We start from the raw sequence: 18,857 nt of genomic DNA on the forward strand, positions 1-18,857 counted from the left end.
CCTCTTATTTCTGGAAAAAGCTGAGCATGTCCCCAGCCAGTTGATCGGTATCAACCTGCAAATCGCCTGAGGCCAGCATGGCCTGCATTTGCGCCACTTTGTCGTAATCAACGTCACTTTGCGTATCACTGTTCAGCGTTTGCTGCGCCGTTTGTAATCCCGCCTGAGTAATATCGTCGGCGGAAAGTGATGCGGAACTGGACGCGCTCGTCTGCACGCTGCTCTTGTCTGCACGCGCCTGTTCGGTTGTCGATGCAGGGCGATTGCCCGGCAGAGTTGGGGTAATTTTCATAGCAACCTCGTACATATTCCGTTGGGTTGGTTATCTGTTATTGGCTAAAAGCGACGGCAATAGAGGAAAACTTTAATCCCATCACAAAAAATCCCCGCACTATTCCGCCGTCAGCGTGGTGACCACGCCGGTATCGTCCACCATCCCGCTAATGATCCGCTGGCTGCTGCTGTTGCGAATTTTTATCACATCCCCTTTACGACCATTCTTCAACGCCACGCCCGGCATTGAGGCGGTGATCCCGGCCATGTGGGAGACGATCATCACCGGCTGGTCGCGTTTGACCAGTACGGGCAGTACCAGCTCGCTACGGGTAATCGGTTTGCCCGGTTGCAGGGCGCGCTTGCTGGTGAGACCAATCGCCTCATCGATATTCGTCATCAACCCTTCGCGCTGGTTGCTGATATTGAATTTTTTAAGCTGCAGGTCATCGGCGGTGATTACCGTATCTCGCGCAATCAACGACTTTGGCATGACCACCGGAATCGACACATCGGGGCGTACCGCCACGTTAAATTGCCAGCCATTGCTGCCCGGACAACTGACCACAAAGTTCATTCGTGACAGGACCATCTCCGGTGATGTGCTTGAGGTAACCTGCGGCGCCGACGCGCATAGCGCGCTGGTGCTGACGGCGGAGGGAATATAAATATTGAACGTGTAGCGATAGTCCCGCCACTGCTGTTTGCGCGCCAGCGCGTCAATTTCATGACTGGCGGCATTGAGAATCTGCGCGTTGATCTGTTCCCGGGCGCTGCGCTGAATGGGATGGACGGCGGCATATACGGGTAAGCCACAGCATATAGCCAGCATCATTTCCACGGCAAAGAGGAAAGAGGGCTTCCTTCTGTGAGGGTGTCTTTTCATAAAGTCATTTCTCATCAATCACTTAAAAGTTGGCATACATATTGCTAATAACAGCGATATCTACGCAGGAGTGATGCAAGAAATGGGAATCAGTTTTCAGCAGGCATTGGGTGTACATCCGCTGGCAGTGAAGTTACGTCTTGAGAGGACCGAGCTACTGACTGCGAATCTGGCAAACGTCGATACACCAAATTTCAAAGCCAAAGATATTGATTTTGCCGCTGAGATGCAACGGGCAAGTCGTACAAATGTTCCGCCCGAGGTTGACGTGAAATACCGCGTGCCGATGCAGCCTTCAGAGGATGGCAATACCGTAGAGCTGAATACCGAGCAGGCCCGGTTTTCACAAAATAGTATGGATTATCAAAGCAGTCTGACTTTTTTGAATCTGCAACTTAGCGGCATCAAAGAGGCCATTGAAGGGAAATAACCATGTCGTTTACTGATATTTACCAGATTTCCGGTTCGGCGATGACGGCGCAAACCATCCGTCTGAATACCGTCGCCAGCAACATGGCGAATGCGGAATCTCCTGCCAGCAGCGAGGCGCAGGCCTATAAGGCGCGCAGCCCGGTTTTTGCCGCGGTTTACAACAATAGCCTGATAGGGGGACATAACCGTCACGCCATTGATGGCGCCAGCGTACAAGTGCAGGACGTCATGCAAAGCGGCGGGGCGGTAAAGCGTTATGAGCCGCATCACCCAATGGCGGATCAGAACGGTTTTGTCTGGTACCCGGACGTCAACGTGGTCGAGCAAATGGCTGACATGATGTCCGCATCACGTGATTTTGAAACCGACGTTGATGTGCTGAATAACGTCAAAAGTATGCAGCAAAGCTTACTCAAACTGGGAGAAGTGTAATGAATACCCTGGCTCTGTATGCCCAATCTCAGGCGCTGGCTTCTTCTCAGGAGAAGACGACGGCGGTTGCTGAAAATAACGTCGGCGCCACGGCGCAAAGCACTAATGTGGGAGACAGCAGTTCTTCGACAACGTCGTCAACGACGGATACCAGCGACACCAGCAGCACCACAACAACCACCACGTCCACCGAAACCTCGGCGGTCGACACGTTTCTGACGCTGTTTGTGGCTGAAATTGAAAACCAGGACCCGACCGATCCCACCGATCCTACGGCCTATATCGATCAGCTCTCCTCAATGGCGCAGGTGGCGATGATGGAAGAGATGAGCGTCCAGGCCAACACCAATGCCGTGCTGATGAGCAACATCCAGGTGATGGCGCTGGGAAATATGGTCGGCGACGACATCATGGTGCAAACCACCTCGCTGGATATCGAAGACAACAGCAAGGCGATCCAGGGGCGCGTCACGTTGGATGACAGTTGTACCGATGTGGATCTGCACTTTACCGATGAAGCGGGTGATGACTATACCGTGTCGCTGATCCCGGAAGGTGAAACCTCCGTCGGACCCGGCCAGGTGGACTTCGACATCAATCCTGCGGATTACGGCATCCCGCCGGGCGATTACAGCGTTTCCGTGGTGACCAATACCGGGGAAGAGGAAGTGCCGATCGAGGTGACGGGCCAGGTGGAAGATGTGCGTATTCCGCTTGATGGCAGCACGCCGGTGCTCAACGTTGACGGCGTTGGCGAAGTGCCATTCACCATGATCACCCAGTTTGGCGTACCGGACAGCACCGACGGAACCAGCGGTTCCGATGACACCACGCCGCCAGATACTGACGACGGAAGCGATAACGCCAACAGCAATATGGTGCTCTGATTTAGTTAATCTTACAGGAAGAAACAATGAGTTATGAAATTGCAGCGACGGGGCTAAACGCCGTCAACGAACAACTGGACGGCATCAGTAACAACATCGCTAACTCCGGTACGGTGGGTTATAAATCAATGACCACCCAGTTCTCCGCCATGTACGCCGGGACGCAGGCGATGGGCGTGAGCGTGGCCGGTTCCGCACAAAGTATCTCCACCGGCGGCTCGATGGTTTCAACCGGCAATGCGCTGGATTTAGCCATTAACGATGATGGTTTTTTCGTCATGTGCGATAGCGCAGGGAATATTTCCTATACGCGTGCCGGCTCTTTTGTGACCGATAAAAACGGCTATATCGTCAATGCGTCCGGTGATTACCTGCAAGGTTATCCGGTTGATGACAGCGGCACGCTGCAAACCGGTACCGTCACTGATATCCAGATTAAAACCGGCAACATCCCGGCGCAGGCCACCGATAGCATGACCTTCACGGCAAACTTTGACGCCAGTGATGAAACGATCGATCGCACCAGCGTACCGTTTGACGCGAACAACAGCGATACCTATACCGACAGCTACACCACCACTGTGTATGACTCGCTGGGTAACGAACACTCGGTTAGCCAGTATTTTACCAAAACCGCCGATAACACCTGGGAAGTACAGTACACCTTTGATGGTGAGGCGCAGAGCGGCGTCCCACCGACCACGCTGACCTTCGACTCAAATACCGGCAAGCTGACATCGCCAACAACACCGCAAACCATCACGTTCACTACTGATGACGCTGCGCCGATTTCGATGACCATTGATTACTCAGACTGTACTCAGTACGGCTCTGATTTCTCGGTGACAACCAACTCCGCAACCGGTTATGCCTCGGCAACGCAGAACGGCGTGCAGGTGGATGATGACGGTAAAGTTTACGCCACCTACAGCAACGGCGAACGTATGCTGCAGGGGCAGGTCGTGCTCGCTACCTTCCCGAATGAGAACGGACTGGAAGCGGTAAGCGGCACAGCCTGGGTACAGACGGGCGAATCCGGCACGCCGCTAATTGGCACGCCTGGCTCCGGCTCTTGCGGCACGCTCTCCTCCGGCATGCTCGAAAGCTCCAATGTGGATATTACCAACGAACTGGTCAATCTCATGACCGCCCAGCGTAATTACCAGGCGAACACCAAGGTGATTTCGACCAGTACGCAGTTGGATCAGGCTCTCTTCCAGGCGATGTAAGGCTAAGAAATGGATCGGTTGATTTATACCGCACTCAGCGGAGCCACCCAGACGCTGCTCGAGCAGCAAATTAGCGCCAATAACCTCGCCAACGTTAACACCAATGGTTTTCGCGCGGATATGGCGATGGCGAGCAACGACAAAGTAAAAGGCGGTGGTTTTGATACGCGTTTTATGGCGAAGGAGAGTCCCAGCGGCGTCAATGACAGCACTGGCGTGGCGGAAAAAACCGAACGCCCGCTTGATGTTGCTATTCAGGGACCCGGTTATATCGCCGTGCAGGATAAAGCGGGAAACGAGGTGTACACCCGTAACGGCAATATTCAGCAGGACGATCAGGGGCAACTGACCATCGACGGTAACGTGGTGCTCGGGGATAACGGCCCGATTATTTTACCGCCAAACGCGATTGCCTCTTTCGGCAGCGACGGCACGCTCTCCGTCACGCCTGACGATGGCGATGTTACTGCAACGATGGATATCGATCGCCTGAAGCTGGTGGATATTCCGGTCGCCAATCTGGCGAAAAATAGCGAGGGGATGCTGGTGACGGCGGACGGCGTACCGGCGCAGCGCGATGAGAACATCAAAGTGAGCGGCGGCTTTCTGGAAGGCAGTAACGTGTCTGCGGTGAGCGAAATGATGTCATCTATCGCGATGAACCGTCAGTTTGAAGCGCAAATCAAGATGATGAAAACGGCTGAAGATCTCAGCGACTCAGGCAACAGGCTGCTACGCGGCTCCTGAGTCGTAGCCTTTAATCAGGGATAAAGTTTTATGAATGCAGCGTTATGGATCAGTAAAACCGGCCTGTCGGCGCAGGATGCTGAGATGAGTGCGATTGCCAACAACATCGCCAACGTCAATACCACGGGCTTTAAGCGCGACCGCGTGATGTTCCAGGATCTGTTTTATCAGACTCAGGAAGCGCCGGGCGCCATGCTCGATCAAAATAACATCATGCCGACCGGAATGCAGTTCGGTAGCGGTGTTCGTATTGTGGGAACGCAAAAAACCTTCACCGAAGGGAATGTAGAAACCACCGACAATACGATGAATGTGGCCATCATGGGACAGGGGTTCTGGCAGGTGCAAAAAGCCAATGGGGATATCGCTTATACCCGTGACGGCAATATGCAGGTTAACGCTGATGGCGTGCTGACCAACTCCCAGGGGTTGCCGTTACAGCCGGAAATTGATGTGCCAGCGGGTTCAACCAGCGTGTCATTTGCTTCCGATGGCACGGTGAGCGCGATTTTACCCGGCGACAGCGATCCCACTGAGCTGGGACAGCTAACGCTGGTGAATTTCGCCAACCCGGCCGGGCTTTCAGCCGAAGGCGACAACCTGTATCTGGAAACGGCGGCCAGCGGTCAACCGACGGAAGGTATTCCGGGGGAAGATGGTCTGGGAACGTTACAGGATAAAGCACTGGAAGGCTCGAACGTGGACATCGTCAACGAAATGGTGGCGATGATCACCGTACAGCGCGCCTATGAGATGAACGCCAAAATGGTCTCTGCGGCAGACGATATGCTGCAGTTTATTAGTCAGACACTGTAACTCAAGAATGTGAAATGCCGGATGGTACAGCGCCATCCGGCAGAAATAGGCAGAACGTGAAAAATTATCTCTGGCTGATGGTACTGCTTCCCCTGTTAAGCGGGTGCGAATCGCAGGCCCTCCTGGTCAAAAAAAATGACGAATTCTTTGCTCCTCCCAAAACGGAAGCGCCGCCAACGGCGGATGGTCGTGCGGGGGGCGTGTTTGAAACGGGGTATAACTGGTCGCTGACGGCGGACCGCCGCGCCTATCGCGTGGGCGATATCCTGACCGTGATGCTGGAAGAATCCACCCAGTCGAGCAAACAGGCGAAAACCAATTTCGGTAAGAACAATACCGTCGACATCGGCGCGCCGACGCTGTTCGGACATACCAAAGATAACCTTTCCGCTTCCGTGGACGCCAATCGTGACTTCAACGGGACGGCGACCTCGCAGCAGCAAAACAGTTTGCGCGGTGAAATTACGGTGTCGGTACACTCGGTACAGTCGAACGGTATCCTGGAAATTCGCGGTGAAAAATGGCTCACCCTTAACCAGGGCGATGAGTACATTCGCCTGAGTGGCCTGGTGCGTGCCGATGACATTCAGAACGACAACTCCGTCTCATCGCAGCGTATTGCGGATGCACGCATCTCCTACGCGGGCCGTGGCGCATTGAGCGATGCCAATGCGGCGGGCTGGCTGACGCGTCTGTTTAACCATCCTCTCTTCCCGATCTAAGCAGGATTTTGATATGCAACACTTAAGCGGGCGCTGGATGAACGCGTTAAACGGCATCGTTATCGCCCTGAGCCTGGCGCTGCCAGGCGCGGCGCAGTCGCAATCTCTGGAATCGCTGGTTAACGTCCAGGGGGTCAGGGAAAACCAACTCGTCGGCTACAGTCTGGTGGTCGGTCTGGACGGAACCGGGGATAAAAACCAGGTCAAATTCACCAACCAGACAATTACCAACATGCTGCGCCAGTTTGGCGTACAACTGCCGAGCAAAATCGATCCGAAGGTGAAGAACGTTGCGGCGGTGGCGGTCAGCGCGACGCTACCGCCCATGTACTCGCGTGGGCAGACCATTGACGTCACGGTCTCGTCGATCGGCGATGCCAAAAGCCTGCGCGGCGGCACACTATTGCTCACCCAATTACACGGCGCGGATGGCGAGGTTTATGCCCTTGCGCAAGGGAGCGTGGTGGTCGGCGGGATGAACGCGACCGGAGCCAGCGGCTCCAGCGTCACCGTGAATACCCCCACCGCCGGGCTGATACCGAACGGCGCGTCGGTAGAACGTGAAATTCCCAGCGACTTCCAGATGGGGGACACCATTACGCTCAATCTGAAACGCCCCTCCTTTAAAGATGCCAATAACATTGCCGCGGCGATCAACGCGTCGTTTGGCGGCATTGCGACGGCACAAAGCTCGACTAACGTTATCGTCCGCGCGCCAACCAGCCCCGGCGCGCGCGTGGCCTTTATGTCTCAGTTAGATGACGTCCAGGTGCAGGCGGAAAAAGTCCGGGCTCGGGTGGTGTTTAACTCGCGTACCGGTACGGTCGTTATGGGCGATGGTATCGCCCTGCATGCGGCGGCGGTATCGCATGGCAGTCTGACGGTTTCCATCAATGAAAGCAGCAACGTCAGCCAGCCGAACGCTTTTGCCGGTGGTCGTACGGCGGTGACGCCGCAAAGCAATATTTCGGTGAATCATGCCCGTCCGGGGATGATCAGTCTGCCAGAGTCCAGCAGTCTGAAAACGTTGGTCAATGCGCTCAATAGCCTGGGGGCAACGCCGGACGACATTATGTCTATTTTACAGGCCCTGCATGAAGCTGGTGCGCTGGATGCCGATCTGGAGGTGATTTAATGGCCGACATCAAGGTGAATCATAGCGGGGGCATTGACGGTAGCGATGCGTTAATGGGCCCCAAAATCAAAGATAACGATTTGCAGAAAGCTGCCCAGCAATTCGAAGCCATCTTCTTACGCAACATGCTGAAAGAGATGCGTAAAACCAATGAGATCTTCGACTCAAAAGATAACCCGTTTAACAGCGACTCGGTACGCATGATGCAGGGATTTTATGACGATCAGCTGTGCAACAGTCTGGCCCAACAGCACGGCATTGGCATTGCGGAGATGATCGTCAAACAACTCTCCCCTCATCACCAAGGATAAAGGTTGCGCGGCGGCTTAAGAACTGCGGTTTTTTCGCCGCTCTTAATCGGCAAGGTTGTTAATGACAGACCGGGTAACTGACCGGCGAGGACGCTTTGATGGATATGATTAACATTGGCTACAGCGGCGCATCGACTGCGCAGGTGGAGCTTAACGTAACGGCGCAGAACACCGCCAACGCGATGACTGACGGTTATACCCGGCAGGTTGCCATCACCAGTACCATTGGCGCGAGTTCCGGTTCAGCGAACAGTGCGGGTAACGGTGTGCAGGTTGACAGTATTCGCCGGGTCTCAAACCAGTATCAGGTTAACCAGGTCTGGTATGCCGCCAGCGATTATGGCTATTACAACACCCAGCAAGAGTATTTAACGCAGTTGGAAACCGTCCTCAGCGATGATAACAGCAGCCTGAGCGGGGGATTTGATAACTTTTTTGCCGCGCTAAACGAAGCCACCACCAGCCCGGATGATTCCGCCCTGCGTGAGCAGGTGATCAGCGAGTCCGGCGCGCTGGCGCTGCGCGTGGATAACACCCTCGATTACATCGACTCGCAAAGCAGTGAGATCGTCAGCCAGGAGCAGGCGATGGTGGCGCAGGTGAACACCCTGACTACCGGTATTGCCAGTTATAACCAGCAAATTGCTGAAGCTGAAGCCAACGGCGATAACGCTTCGGCGCTGTATGACGCCCGCGATCAGATGGTGGAAGAGCTGAGCGGCATTATGGACGTTCAGGTCAATATCGATGATGAAGGCAACTATAATGTCACGCTGCAAAACGGTCAGCCATTGGTTAGCGGGCAGGAGAGTTCCACCATCGAACTGGATACCAACGCCGATGGCACGCAGAGTATGTCGTTAACGTTTGCCGGAACTACCTCATCCATGAACACCGATACCGGCGGCTCGCTGGGCGCGCTGTTTGATTATCAGAATGAGGTGCTGACGCCGCTGACGGGAACGATTAACAGCATGGCGGAGCAATTTGCCGATGCGGTTAACACCCAACTGGCGCAGGGCTACGATTTGAACGGAAATCCCGGTGAACCGCTGTTTATTTATGATGAAAACTCATCGGATGGCCCGCTGGAGGTAAACCCTGATATCACCGCCGATGAACTGGCGTTTTCCAGCTCGCCGGACGAAAGCGGCAACAGCGATAACCTGCAGGCGCTGATCAACATCTCAACCGAACCGCTGGAAATTGAAGGACTCGGTAGCGTAACCGTGGGCGAAGCCTGTTCATCGATCATCAGCAATATTGGTATCTACAGCCAGCAAAACCAGACGGAAGCCGAAGCCGCAGCGAACGTGTACTCCGAGGCACAGAACCAGCAGAGCAGCGTGAGCGGCGTCAGCATGGATGAAGAAGCGGTCAACCTCATTACCTATCAGCAGATTTATGAGGCTAACCTGAAAGTCATCTCAACAGGTGCTGATATTTTCGATTCTGTGCTGGAAATGTGTAGCTAACCGGAAGGGGAATGAAAAATGCGAGTCACTGCCCAGCAGTCTTATGTGTCTATGACGCAGAGTTTTAACGACCTTTCCAGCGATCTTTCTCATGTCGTCACGCAGATGGCGACGGGGAAAAGCATTCTGTTGCCGTCTGACGATCCGATTGCGGCGACCCGTATCACCCAGCTTAACCGCCAGCAATCGGCCCTCGACCAATATCAAACGAATATTAATTCCGCGTCGGCAGGGATGAGCCAGCAGGAATCTATTCTCGACGGCGTCAATAACGATCTGTTGGCGATTCGCGACGATCTGCTGGAAGCCGCGAACGGCACCAATACCGCTGAGTCATTATCCAGTCTGGGGCAGGATATCCAGTCGATGACTGAAGCGATGGTGTCGGCGTTAAATTACCAAGATGAAGACGGTCACTATGTGTTTGGCGGGACGGTGAACGATCGGCCGCCGATTGTCGCGGTGGATGAGGACGGCGACGGCGTGACCGACAGCTATACCTACCAGGGGAATGGCGATCATCGCCAAACTACTGTCTCCAATGGCGTAGAGGTTGACACCAATGTGGCCGTCAGCGATTTCTTCGGCGATAGCCTGGATGTGCTGAACACCTTAACGTCATTATCGAAAGAGCTGCAGGACCCATCGGTTGATCCTGCCGATCCGCAGGTGCAAAGCGACATTCAGAATGCCATCGATACGGTAGACGTGGCCTCTGATGAGCTCAACGCCTCCATCGCCACCATTGGTGAAACGCAGAATACAATGACCATGCTCAGCGATGCTCAGACAGATATCTCAACGTCCAACGATCAGCTGATCAGTCAGTTGAGCGATCTGGATTACGGCCCAGCTTCCATTACCTTTACCGGACTGGAAATGGCGATGGAAGCCACCTTAAAAACCTACTCTAAAGTGAGTGAGTTGAACCTTTTCAGTGTGATTTAACAGCGAGCAGTAGCTCAGGAATAGTATGCAGGTCGGTTTAAATACAACGTCACTCTCCGGTAGCGGAGCGCTTAATCCTTCTGTGCAGCAGCATACCGTTGCGCAGAATGCCCCTGTCCGTCAAAAGTTACCCGCAACGGCGAGTGATTACCCGGCCTCACCGCTTATTACCACCCGGCCTCAGCGTTATAGCGTGCAGCTTAACGATCAGCTCACGACGCTACAGCAGGCCGATCACTATCTGGGACAACTGGAACAGCATTTGCTGGATTATCGCCATGCCTCGCGCCGTGGCGGGCAGGCGCAGCAGCAAAAGGGAGCCGAACTTACCCAGTGGCTGGATAAAAGAACGGCGTTATCCGGCGGCGCGGTGGACAGGCAACTGCGTCCGGTTTTGCAGGGCGAGGCGCGAGTGACCTTTCACGCGCCTGAACTGGCGCAGATGCTGCAAAAAGATGCCATAAGCTCGCGCATGTTTAGTGTTTCCGATGGGCGGCAAACGCAGCACTCGGCGGTGGTGGTGGGAGAGGATATGGATCCAGGCCAGTACAAGATAATGATGAGCAACGCGCTGCGTCGCGTCGGCGTACAGGTGCACGATCGGCAGGGCACGTTAACGTTCTCCACCACGGAAAAGCAGTGGTCGCAGATCCAGCAAACCCTGAGCGTACGTGATGTCGGTACGAAGTCATCAGCGTTTACCCCGCTGAAAACATTTGCCGATCCCTCACGTTCAGAGGAGCTTCAACAGTATGTAGCACAGGGCGGAGCCCGAACTCAGGACGGATTACAGCAGGCGTTGGATATTATTGGCGATCAACGTGCGCAAATGGCTGCCCAGCAGGAGAAGGCCCGGCAGCTCATTGACGGTATGGCGCGTTTTCCACAGGCAGAAAGTGCGGTGCAAGCCTCTGAATCATTGGGTGGGGTTTTGGATCATGCTAATCACAATTATCAGGTATTAGCGCAGGCGGTGAATGGACAAGCCCGACTTTCCAGCCAGACTGTCCGTAGTTTATTAAGTTAATTCTGCTGGCATGCTTTGGTTGAAAAGTTAAATACAGAGGGGTCTGTGATTAACAGACCTCCGACATCCCGAGTAAAAATCAAATTTTGCTGCGGAGTTATATGGAGCCACCATGTATGCAGGTTGTGCTCAGTGACAAATGCCCCGAAATTAGCCATACGAGAATCGTTTTGATCGGTTTTGGTGGTACTAAAGTGAAACTCACCCTGTTTATATGAGCCGGTATAATGATTAATACACGACGCTACTTTAAACGTAGAGGGCATTTTATTATTTTGCTCCAAAGGGACGAGAGTGATCGTGGTGCTTTTATCCAGAGAACTTGCGATAAGTTCATAATGTACGTTTTTGCCAGTAGTAAGGTCGTAATTGGCAATGACCGTATTTTCAATGCGGGCATGAGCCGTAAATGTGAAAAATAGCGTGAAAGCAGACAGGGCAGGGAAAAAGAAATTATTTGCATTTTGGCATTTCATTTAACATTTTCTCCACTTCTTTAATTAAAATACCATTCATTTCATTATCTTTATTTAGCCAGTTGTCAAAGCTTAGCGCTAACTGCCACTTATCATTGCATTGATTGCTAAGTACAATATCAAGGGCGAGTTTGTTCAGTGAGACCCGATAATACAAGGTCATCGAGGCGTTATGGCTTACCAACAGTGGGTTGAGCTGCTCGATACCGGGAAGAATATGCGTTGAAACAAGCGATGATGATTTCTTATTCTCACCTGGGTCGTAAAGTTGATATACCGTAACATGGTTGGCATTTTCAAGCGTCTCTTTAACCAATTGCGGAGCTTCTTCCATTTTGGTGACAGACGGTGCTTTAAAATAAGAGATTAAAATAAACAACGACAGCGCGATAACGATAACGGGTAAGGTAATCAGAACGGCTCGATAAGGATGCCGTCTGATGGCCGTTTTTCTCTGGTTTCTTGACGATAGTTGACTGTTAAGTAAGGGTATTTCCCCATTATTTGTTGATGGAAGCATTTCATCAGGCGCAGGGGACTCAACAATCTCGGTACGTTTCTCGACCTCATCAATGGTGCTGTCATCAACCACAGTTTCATTAAGGTCAATAGTTTCAGTGAGGTAGTTCTTATTAAATAAATACCCTTTTTTAGGTATGGTTTTTATAATTTCTTGCTGTTTACCGTCATCATCGATCGCAACGCGCAGCGCATGAACGGCTGTCGGCAGGCTATTTCCACCGACGATGCGATTCTTCCAAACTGCGCTCATTAAATATGACCGAGATAAAACGACATCGGCATTTTTAGCTAATGTCTCTAACAGAATAAAATGGTATTCGCCCAGGCGACGTATCTCGCCTGTTTCACAATGGATTAACGCATTAAGCGAGGAATCCATCCGCCAGTTGTTGACTACGATACTCATCGATTTGTATACCCGTGCAAGATTTTATATCCCTGGTGTCACACCGTTAAAAATCAGTGCATTAAAATTCTGGAGAAATTGAAATTTCTTTGTGCTGTGAAGCTGCAGCTGAATCGCTATTGAGTGTTTTTTATGCTGTCCAAAAAAGGATTTGAAATGTAGCGAAAGTGCCCGAGACTCACAATATAAAAGTACAGGGTATTTGCAACTAAATGTAAAACATGGCTATAACCAGGCTTTTTAAAGTGATTTCATCTAGGGATAATCTTATTCTTATCAAAAAGTTAACCCGTATGGCGCGTAAGCAACCAAGCCGTTATTAGATATTTCTAATAATCTTTTAATTAAATCTTGATTGAGATCTTCCTTAGAAGGTGGTTTTTGTGGGAGGTAGCACGCAAAGCTAAAATAGAGGTGGAAGCGTTTTTTATCTCGCTAATGATGTTGTGTAACGCGTCAAAAAAAATTTTCTGCAGCGCTTTAAGTTTTCCAAACGGGTGGTCGTTTTTACAGAGTATCGAAACGAAAACGATTATTCCCAAGGAGCAGTACCATGTTATCGATTAATACTAATACCGCATCAATGTCTGCTGTAAATGCTATCAACAAAAGCAGCGCATCACTGTCTACTTCTATGGAACGTCTGGCGACAGGTAACCGTATTAACTCCTCTGCAGATGACGCTGCGGGCAAACAGATTGCCAACCGTCTGACCGCGCAGTCCAGCGGCATGGGCGTTGCATTGAGCAACATCAACGATGCCACTGCCATGCTGCAGACAGCCGACAGCATGTTTGACGAAATGACCGACGTACTGGGCCGTATGAAAGACCTGTCTACTCAGGCGGCGAACGGAACGTACAGCGATGAAGATTTGCAGGCGATGCAGGACGAATACGACGAGCTGGGCCAGCAGATGTCCGATATGCTGCAGAACACCACTTACGGCGGCACCAACCTGTTCGGTGTTTCCGGTACCAGCAACACCGGTAAAGACGGCCTGTTCCAGAGCGGCGTAACCTTCCAGGTTGGCGCTGAATCTTCTGACACCATGACCGTTGATATTTCCAGCCAACTGGACACTCTGGTTAACGCACTGGATCAGGTTAGTGCTTCCTTCAAAGGTGACCAGGCAGATAAGACCGGTAGCGCAGGTATCTCTGGCGGCTCCGAACTGACCACTTCTGGCTCTGCAAACGCGATGATTGGAACTATCCAGACTGCAATGGACGACGTGTCTAAGATCCAGTCCAAACTGGGTGCATCCATCAACCGCCTGAACGACACCGCGGCTAACCTGACCAGCATGCAGGACAACACTGAAGTGGCGATCGGTAACATTATGGATACCGACTACGCGACGGAAGCGTCCAACATGACCCAGCAACAGGTGCTGATGCAAACGGGTATCACCATGCTGAAGCAGTCCAACAGCATGTCCAGCATGGTTTCCAGCCTGCTGCAGTAATTTCTGACGTAATGTCATTCACAACACCGCCACCCGGCGGTGTTGTGCTTTCCGCAACCGGGCCTTTGCCTGGAAACCTTCCTGAGGAAGGGAAAATTCATTTCCGCTACTAATTTAACTTACTGAATATCAATAATAAAAAATATTGGCATGCGTTTTGCTATCACATAACTAACGTTGCACGGAGTCACTGATTATGAGTTTTACGAGTCCGATCCAAAAATTAGCACAAGAATTTGCCTACGCGGACATCGCCACCCAGGCGGCAAATCTGCAGAACGAGCAGAACGAATTGAATGCAGAGAGCAACGGCCTGGACTCGTTAAGTTCGGCGCTCACCGACTTTCAGTCAGCAATTGATGCGCTTAACAGTGACACCGACGGCCCGCTGACGTTTTCTGCTACGTCGAGCAATGATTCAAACACCATATCCGCAAACTCGGAAGCTCAGGCCGGAACCTATTCATTTTATGTTTCGGCACTTGCACAGGCGCAACAAACCACGTTCAGCATGAGTGATGACCAGTACAGCGCATCCGGTACCTTTACGTTGTCGATGGATGACGGCACGACCATGGATATCGATCTCGCGGCTGCTGATGAAGATGGCGACAGTTTTATTGATGCCAGCGAACTGGTTGATGCAATTAATGACTCGGATGACAACCCTGGCGTGTCGGCGGCGCTGGTTAAAACCGACGGCACCACCACTATCATGCTGACCTCTGATACCACCGGAGCACAAAGCGGCTTTTCAGTGAGCGTTACGGGCAACACCGATTTTGCGACGGCGGAGTCTTCCAGTGAGCAGCTCATCACAAATCCGCAGGACGCAGAAATTCATCTGGGAAGTGAAACCGGTCCTGCCATCACCAGTAGTTTGAATACTTTCGATGACGTTATCCCCGGCGTGACCATGACCTTTTCCGAGGTCAGCGATCCTGATGATCCTAATGATGTGACCACCTTTACCGTCGCGGAAGACTCCAGTGGATCTCAGGCAAAAGTGCAAACCTTCGTGGATGCCTATAACACGCTAATCGACACCATAGATTCTCTCACCAGCTACGGCGATGACGATACGGCAGCCGGGGTCTTTGCCGGTGATGCCGGGATGAATTCGCTGGCAAACCAAATGGATGATATCGCTCACGCTTCATACGGCGGCGTATCGATTGTCGACTATGGCATCACGCTGGATTCCGACGGTCACTTACAAATCGACTCCACCCAGTTCAGCGAAGAAATGGAAAAAAACCCGGACGGTTTGACCTCTATCTTTGTTGGGGAAGACAGCATGGTCGCGCAAATGGACGACCTGATGGACAGCTATCTGGATTCCAGCAACGGCATTATTGCCATGCGCCAGGAAAACATTGACGACCAGCAGAGCAAAATCCAGGACGAAAGCGATCAACTGACCGAAACCTATAACACCAACTACGAGCGCTATGTGGAAGAGTACACCAATACGCTGGTTGAGGTGTACACCATGAAAGTGAGTATGGCCGCGTTTATGTAACCGGCTGATTTAAGAGAAGGATTAAGAACCAATATGTACGACACGCAGGATGGTTATTCGCAATACAAAGAGATGGATCTTGCTGCGCGTACGGCAGCAGCATCACCGTTAGAGCTGGTGCTGGTGCTGTTTTCGGGACTGATGGACGAACTGGAACGCGCGAAAAGCCACATTGAGAACAAACGCTACGAGCGTAAAGCGCAAAGCATCAATAAATGCATCGATATTCTCAACGCCTTAACCAGCTCGCTGGAGTTTGAAACCGGCGGTGAGCTGGTGGTGAATCTCTCCCGGCTGTATGACCACTGCGTCTACCGCCTGTATGAAGCCAGCGGCGAGTTGTCGTTAGAAAAAATTGATGAAGTGATCCTCATCCTGACGAATCTGCGTACAGGCTGGGAAGGTCTGTCAGCAAAACTTGGATAAGGCGATGGAAAGAGAGCGTCAGCAACAGCAGCTTTATGCCCTGGTGGCGGCGATGAACGATGCCCTGGATCAAAAACGGTGGCGTCGATTACCAGGTCTGCATCAGCAGGTGATGCGTGACTTTCATGCCTATGCTGCCTGGGAAACTGACGCCGAGGCGCTACGGGAAGTGAAAAGCAGACTGCTGGTCGCGTTTGAGACATTAATTGCGCGGCGAACGCAGCGTGCGGAAGAACTCAAAACGCGGATGGAGAAACATCAGCAAAACCAGGAAGGAATGTTGGCGTATTCAATGGTTAATTTAATTTCGGAGAAGGCATGAATCCTGTATTACTGGCCTCGGTCAGTGCGTCGGCAGAGGCCACACCGGAAAAGGCGACGATTTCGGCGCCGTCAACCCCTGAGGGCGGCAGCGCATTTTCTTTATCCCAGTCGGGGCTGAACGCCGCGGCTGAGCGGTTGATTGGCGCAAAACTGAGTCATCAGCAGACATCGGCGGCTGCGCATAAACAAGACGACGCGAATCCGGCAGCCATGCAGGCATTGCTGGCTATGCTATTGGCGCAACCGACTCAGGCAGCCCCGGCCGATGTACAAAAGCAGCCTGATGGCGACATGTTGAGAATGCTGGCGCAGGTGCAAACCACCCATTCGGGGTCATCATTGCTGCGCCAACTGGCGAGCGCCATGGCCCAGCCGGAAAAAACATCCGCGCCATCGGCTGATCAGCACACAACCGACTTATCGTCACTGCCGCCTAAGCTGCAAACGTTACTGGCGTCACTCAGCGAGGATTTGCCGCCAGCAACCCCGGATCAACAGGCTAAGCTGGCGACGTTTTCCGCCCAGGATCTGCGAGCGATTGCGCCGGAGCCTGCGTCACTCTCGACCTCCCAACAAATTTCTGCTCGGGTGAAATCAACCCAGAACCCCAGTCCTCGCCCGGTGGTGGAGAGAAAAACCGCTGGCGTGACGGTCAACCCTGCGCTCTCTACGCAGAATTTGCTCAATACCGCGGCGCAGGGAAATCAGCCAGTGAATCCACTGACCGAGCATAACATCGTGTCGACGCCAGTTTCCGCACCAGTGACGATGTCCACGGAGGAACTCGGGGAGAAACTCACTGCGTTGCTTAAAGACAGAATTCAGTTCCAGATAGGTCAGCAACAGCAAATTTCGACCATCCGTCTTGATCCTCCGTCGCTGGGCAAACTTGAAATTGCTGTGCAACTGGATGCCGGGAAGCTGATGGTACACATCGGCGCAAATCAGAGCGATGTCTGCCGCTCATTGCAGCAGTTTAGCGAAAACCTACGTCAGCACCTGACGGCGCAGAACTTCATGGAAGTCAATGTTCAGGTCTCTTCCGAGGGGCAATCGCAGCAGCAAAAACAGCAGTCAGGTCATCAACAGGATGAGGTGGCGTCAGCATTAGTGCTCAATGATGAACCTCAATTTCAACGGAATGAATCCGTTCTGATCAAAGTGTAAAAGCAAAATGAAGAAAATCGTTATCGCGTGTGTGATCAGTTCCGTCGTCGCTTTGGGTATTGCTGGGGGGGCCGGATGGGGCATTTATCATGCTATGAATAAGGGAACCACGGCTGCGGCAGCGACTCCCGCTCACGAAGCGGAAGATAGCCAGGATGAGTCCAACAATATTTTTGTCTCCCTGCCAGAAACGGTGGTTACGCTGCATGATGATGAAGGCGGCGATCGCTATATGGTCGCTGAGCTGGTGATGGTTGTTGATTCAGAGAAAGACGCTGAAAAAATTAAGCAGGACGAACCGCTCTATCAAAGTATTACCGTAGATGAGCTTTCGAATATGAAGTATGAAGATATTCGGGCGCTGAAGATCTCCGAAATCAGAAAGAAAATATTTGAAAATCTGAAAGTTGAATTAGCGAAACGCAAAATGGCGACACCTTATAAGGAGATATTGGTGAAAAAAGTCGTTTTCCAATAAGCGACAAGCCAGGAAATAACATGATACAGGATGCTTACGAGTCAGAAGACTTTAATGCGACGCCCATGCTTACGCCAAAGCAAGAGAGCCATTATTTACAGGCTTATCTGCCGTTGGTGCGCAAAGTGGTGCGTCAACTTGCGCCGCAATGTACCTGCGTTATGGATAGGCAGGATATGGAACAAACGGCGTTGATGGGATTGCTGAATGCGATTCGACGCTACGGTCAACCAGACGAAGGTTTTGCCGGTTATGCCGTTCACCGCATACGCGGCGCAATTCTGGATGAGCTGCGCAGCCTCGACTGGCGGCCTCGCCAGCTACGCCAAAAATACCATCAGATTAAAGATTTGATTCGTGATGCGCGCACACAGCTTGGGCATGAACCCTCATGGGAGGAGTTGTCCCGACGGGGATTATCGTCTGAGGATTATCAGGAATACCAACAGCTGGAAGGTGCGGAAACGCTGGCCAGCCTGGATGAATTACTGAATGGCGATATGCCGATAGCACCGCTCGAAGGGCGGGGGCTGGAAGAGCAATTCGTCACGCAGGAAATGTTGAGTTACGCCCTGAGCCAACTCAGCGAAAAAGAGGGCCTCGTGCTCTCAATGTATTACCAACACGATATGAATTTAAAAGAGATCGCGCTGGTATTAGGGCTGACCGAAGCCCGAATCTGTCAAATGAATAAAAAAATCACGCACAAGATTCGTGATTGTTTATATCCAGACTAACAATTCCGAAT

The 18,857-nt window shown here is 52.1% G+C and carries 23 protein-coding genes; 19 read left to right on the forward strand and 4 right to left on the reverse strand.

Annotated features, from left to right (window positions below; all coding sequences use genetic code 11):
- Positions 1–4: 4 nt before the first annotated feature.
- Both flgM and flgA read right to left on the reverse strand, forming a co-directional pair.
- Complete coding sequence (flgM, locus tag FDX09_RS04865) at positions 5–292, reverse strand: flagellar biosynthesis anti-sigma factor FlgM (RefSeq protein WP_038643000.1); 288 nt, start codon at positions 290–292, stop codon at positions 5–7.
- 99 nt (positions 293–391) lie between these two features.
- Complete coding sequence (flgA, locus tag FDX09_RS04870) at positions 392–1,108, reverse strand: flagellar basal body P-ring formation chaperone FlgA (RefSeq protein ID WP_233614383.1); 717 nt, start codon at positions 1,106–1,108, stop codon at positions 392–394.
- A 133-nt stretch (positions 1,109–1,241) separates the two neighbouring features.
- Between flgA and flgB the strand changes: the two genes are divergently transcribed.
- The 12 genes from flgB to FDX09_RS04930 all read left to right on the forward strand — a co-directional run bounded on the left by flgB (position 1,242) and on the right by FDX09_RS04930 (position 11,320).
- Positions 1,242–1,589 carry a flagellar biosynthesis protein FlgB gene (gene flgB / locus FDX09_RS04875; protein ID WP_042310529.1) on the forward strand — a complete coding sequence of 116 codons (348 nt, stop codon included), beginning with the start codon at positions 1,242–1,244 and terminating at the stop codon, positions 1,587–1,589.
- A gap of 2 nt (positions 1,590–1,591) precedes the next feature.
- Entirely contained in the window at positions 1,592–2,023 is a 432-nt protein-coding gene (gene flgC / locus FDX09_RS04880) for a flagellar basal body rod protein FlgC (protein ID WP_006685942.1), read from the forward strand.
- The gene (locus FDX09_RS04885) at positions 2,023–2,910 is read left to right on the forward strand and encodes a flagellar hook capping FlgD N-terminal domain-containing protein (RefSeq protein WP_085047734.1); all 888 of its coding nucleotides are present in this window, start codon (positions 2,023–2,025) and stop codon (positions 2,908–2,910) included. The genes flgC and FDX09_RS04885 overlap by 1 nt, the downstream gene beginning before the upstream one ends.
- A gap of 26 nt (positions 2,911–2,936) precedes the next feature.
- A complete protein-coding gene (gene flgE / locus FDX09_RS04890; RefSeq protein ID WP_085047733.1) occupies positions 2,937–4,139 on the forward strand; it encodes a flagellar hook protein FlgE in 1,203 nt (400 codons plus the stop codon).
- 9 nt (positions 4,140–4,148) lie between these two features.
- The gene (locus FDX09_RS04895; RefSeq protein ID WP_038637629.1) at positions 4,149–4,886 is read left to right on the forward strand and encodes a flagellar basal body rod protein FlgF; all 738 of its coding nucleotides are present in this window, start codon (positions 4,149–4,151) and stop codon (positions 4,884–4,886) included.
- A gap of 30 nt (positions 4,887–4,916) precedes the next feature.
- Positions 4,917–5,702, forward strand: coding sequence for a flagellar basal-body rod protein FlgG (gene flgG / locus FDX09_RS04900; RefSeq protein ID WP_038637632.1), 786 nt, complete (start codon positions 4,917–4,919; stop codon positions 5,700–5,702).
- 56 nt (positions 5,703–5,758) lie between these two features.
- The gene (gene flgH / locus FDX09_RS04905) at positions 5,759–6,424 is read left to right on the forward strand and encodes a flagellar basal body L-ring protein FlgH (protein WP_038643004.1); all 666 of its coding nucleotides are present in this window, start codon (positions 5,759–5,761) and stop codon (positions 6,422–6,424) included.
- 13 nt (positions 6,425–6,437) lie between these two features.
- The gene (locus tag FDX09_RS04910; RefSeq protein WP_087856483.1) at positions 6,438–7,559 is read left to right on the forward strand and encodes a flagellar basal body P-ring protein FlgI; all 1,122 of its coding nucleotides are present in this window, start codon (positions 6,438–6,440) and stop codon (positions 7,557–7,559) included.
- 8 nt (positions 7,560–7,567) lie between these two features.
- Complete coding sequence (locus tag FDX09_RS04915; RefSeq protein ID WP_110498852.1) at positions 7,568–7,870, forward strand: rod-binding protein; 303 nt, start codon at positions 7,568–7,570, stop codon at positions 7,868–7,870.
- Positions 7,871–7,968: 98 nt separating this feature from the next.
- Positions 7,969–9,345, forward strand: a complete 1,377-nt coding sequence (gene flgK / locus FDX09_RS04920) for a flagellar hook-associated protein FlgK (RefSeq protein ID WP_087856482.1) — start codon at positions 7,969–7,971, stop codon at positions 9,343–9,345.
- Between the two features lie 18 nt (positions 9,346–9,363).
- Complete coding sequence (flgL, locus tag FDX09_RS04925; RefSeq protein ID WP_069323862.1) at positions 9,364–10,293, forward strand: flagellar hook-associated protein FlgL; 930 nt, start codon at positions 9,364–9,366, stop codon at positions 10,291–10,293.
- Positions 10,294–10,318: 25 nt separating this feature from the next.
- Positions 10,319–11,320, forward strand: coding sequence for a flagellar hook-associated protein (locus tag FDX09_RS04930; RefSeq protein WP_121528628.1), 1,002 nt, complete (start codon positions 10,319–10,321; stop codon positions 11,318–11,320).
- Here the strand turns inward: FDX09_RS04930 and FDX09_RS04935 are convergent.
- Together FDX09_RS04935 and FDX09_RS04940 are read right to left on the reverse strand one after the other, a co-directional pair.
- Positions 11,317–11,796: a hypothetical protein gene (locus FDX09_RS04935; RefSeq protein ID WP_085047728.1), complete on the reverse strand. Its 480-nt coding sequence runs from the start codon at positions 11,794–11,796 to the stop codon at positions 11,317–11,319. The genes FDX09_RS04930 and FDX09_RS04935 overlap by 4 nt on opposite strands.
- Positions 11,774–12,724, reverse strand: a complete 951-nt coding sequence (locus FDX09_RS04940; RefSeq protein ID WP_137346871.1) for a winged helix-turn-helix domain-containing protein — start codon at positions 12,722–12,724, stop codon at positions 11,774–11,776. Before FDX09_RS04940 ends, FDX09_RS04935 begins: the two co-directional genes overlap by 23 nt.
- Positions 12,725–13,277: 553 nt before the next feature.
- On the opposite strand from FDX09_RS04940, the gene lafA reads away from it, so the two are divergent.
- The 7 genes from lafA (at position 13,278) to FDX09_RS04975 (ending at position 18,846) form a co-directional block, all read left to right on the forward strand.
- Entirely contained in the window at positions 13,278–14,192 is a 915-nt protein-coding gene (gene lafA / locus FDX09_RS04945) for a lateral flagellin LafA (RefSeq protein ID WP_087856478.1), read from the forward strand.
- 196 nt (positions 14,193–14,388) lie between these two features.
- Positions 14,389–15,714: a flagellar filament capping protein FliD gene (fliD, locus tag FDX09_RS04950; RefSeq protein WP_137346872.1), complete on the forward strand. Its 1,326-nt coding sequence runs from the start codon at positions 14,389–14,391 to the stop codon at positions 15,712–15,714.
- Between the two features lie 33 nt (positions 15,715–15,747).
- A complete protein-coding gene (gene fliS, locus FDX09_RS04955; RefSeq protein WP_003843794.1) occupies positions 15,748–16,140 on the forward strand; it encodes a flagellar export chaperone FliS in 393 nt (130 codons plus the stop codon).
- Positions 16,141–16,144: 4 nt separating this feature from the next.
- The gene (locus FDX09_RS04960; protein ID WP_087856476.1) at positions 16,145–16,462 is read left to right on the forward strand and encodes a flagellar protein FliT; all 318 of its coding nucleotides are present in this window, start codon (positions 16,145–16,147) and stop codon (positions 16,460–16,462) included.
- Positions 16,459–17,631: a flagellar hook-length control protein FliK gene (locus tag FDX09_RS04965; protein WP_038637664.1), complete on the forward strand. Its 1,173-nt coding sequence runs from the start codon at positions 16,459–16,461 to the stop codon at positions 17,629–17,631. The genes FDX09_RS04960 and FDX09_RS04965 overlap by 4 nt, the downstream gene beginning before the upstream one ends.
- Positions 17,632–17,638: 7 nt before the next feature.
- Positions 17,639–18,109, forward strand: a complete 471-nt coding sequence (locus FDX09_RS04970; RefSeq protein WP_038637667.1) for a flagellar basal body-associated FliL family protein — start codon at positions 17,639–17,641, stop codon at positions 18,107–18,109.
- 20 nt (positions 18,110–18,129) lie between these two features.
- On the forward strand, positions 18,130–18,846 hold the full coding sequence (locus FDX09_RS04975; RefSeq protein ID WP_038637670.1) for a FliA/WhiG family RNA polymerase sigma factor: 717 nt from the start codon (positions 18,130–18,132) through the stop codon (positions 18,844–18,846).
- Positions 18,847–18,857 lie beyond the last annotated feature (11 nt).

The sequence above is a fragment of the Citrobacter sp. wls717 genome (genome assembly GCF_005280955.1).
GTDB lineage: Bacteria > Pseudomonadota > Gammaproteobacteria > Enterobacterales > Enterobacteriaceae > Citrobacter > Citrobacter werkmanii.

Coding starts and splice junctions, on each gene's coding strand:
- flgM (WP_038643000.1), bottom strand. CDS start 292: ATGAAAATTACCCCAACTCTGCCGGGCAATCGCCCTGCATCGACAACC.
- flgA (WP_233614383.1), bottom strand. CDS start 1,108: ATGATGCTGGCTATATGCTGTGGCTTACCCGTATATGCCGCCGTCCAT.
- flgB (WP_042310529.1), top strand. CDS start 1,242: ATGGGAATCAGTTTTCAGCAGGCATTGGGTGTACATCCGCTGGCAGTG.
- flgC (WP_006685942.1), top strand. CDS start 1,592: ATGTCGTTTACTGATATTTACCAGATTTCCGGTTCGGCGATGACGGCG.
- FDX09_RS04885 (WP_085047734.1), top strand. CDS start 2,023: ATGAATACCCTGGCTCTGTATGCCCAATCTCAGGCGCTGGCTTCTTCT.
- flgE (WP_085047733.1), top strand. CDS start 2,937: ATGAGTTATGAAATTGCAGCGACGGGGCTAAACGCCGTCAACGAACAA.
- FDX09_RS04895 (WP_038637629.1), top strand. CDS start 4,149: ATGGATCGGTTGATTTATACCGCACTCAGCGGAGCCACCCAGACGCTG.
- flgG (WP_038637632.1), top strand. CDS start 4,917: ATGAATGCAGCGTTATGGATCAGTAAAACCGGCCTGTCGGCGCAGGAT.
- FDX09_RS04910 (WP_087856483.1), top strand. CDS start 6,438: ATGCAACACTTAAGCGGGCGCTGGATGAACGCGTTAAACGGCATCGTT.
- flgK (WP_087856482.1), top strand. CDS start 7,969: ATGGATATGATTAACATTGGCTACAGCGGCGCATCGACTGCGCAGGTG.
- flgL (WP_069323862.1), top strand. CDS start 9,364: ATGCGAGTCACTGCCCAGCAGTCTTATGTGTCTATGACGCAGAGTTTT.
- FDX09_RS04930 (WP_121528628.1), top strand. CDS start 10,319: ATGCAGGTCGGTTTAAATACAACGTCACTCTCCGGTAGCGGAGCGCTT.
- FDX09_RS04935 (WP_085047728.1), bottom strand. CDS start 11,796: ATGAAATGCCAAAATGCAAATAATTTCTTTTTCCCTGCCCTGTCTGCT.
- FDX09_RS04940 (WP_137346871.1), bottom strand. CDS start 12,724: ATGAGTATCGTAGTCAACAACTGGCGGATGGATTCCTCGCTTAATGCG.
- lafA (WP_087856478.1), top strand. CDS start 13,278: ATGTTATCGATTAATACTAATACCGCATCAATGTCTGCTGTAAATGCT.
- fliD (WP_137346872.1), top strand. CDS start 14,389: ATGAGTTTTACGAGTCCGATCCAAAAATTAGCACAAGAATTTGCCTAC.
- fliS (WP_003843794.1), top strand. CDS start 15,748: ATGTACGACACGCAGGATGGTTATTCGCAATACAAAGAGATGGATCTT.
- FDX09_RS04960 (WP_087856476.1), top strand. CDS start 16,145: ATGGAAAGAGAGCGTCAGCAACAGCAGCTTTATGCCCTGGTGGCGGCG.
- FDX09_RS04965 (WP_038637664.1), top strand. CDS start 16,459: ATGAATCCTGTATTACTGGCCTCGGTCAGTGCGTCGGCAGAGGCCACA.
- FDX09_RS04970 (WP_038637667.1), top strand. CDS start 17,639: ATGAAGAAAATCGTTATCGCGTGTGTGATCAGTTCCGTCGTCGCTTTG.
- FDX09_RS04975 (WP_038637670.1), top strand. CDS start 18,130: ATGATACAGGATGCTTACGAGTCAGAAGACTTTAATGCGACGCCCATG.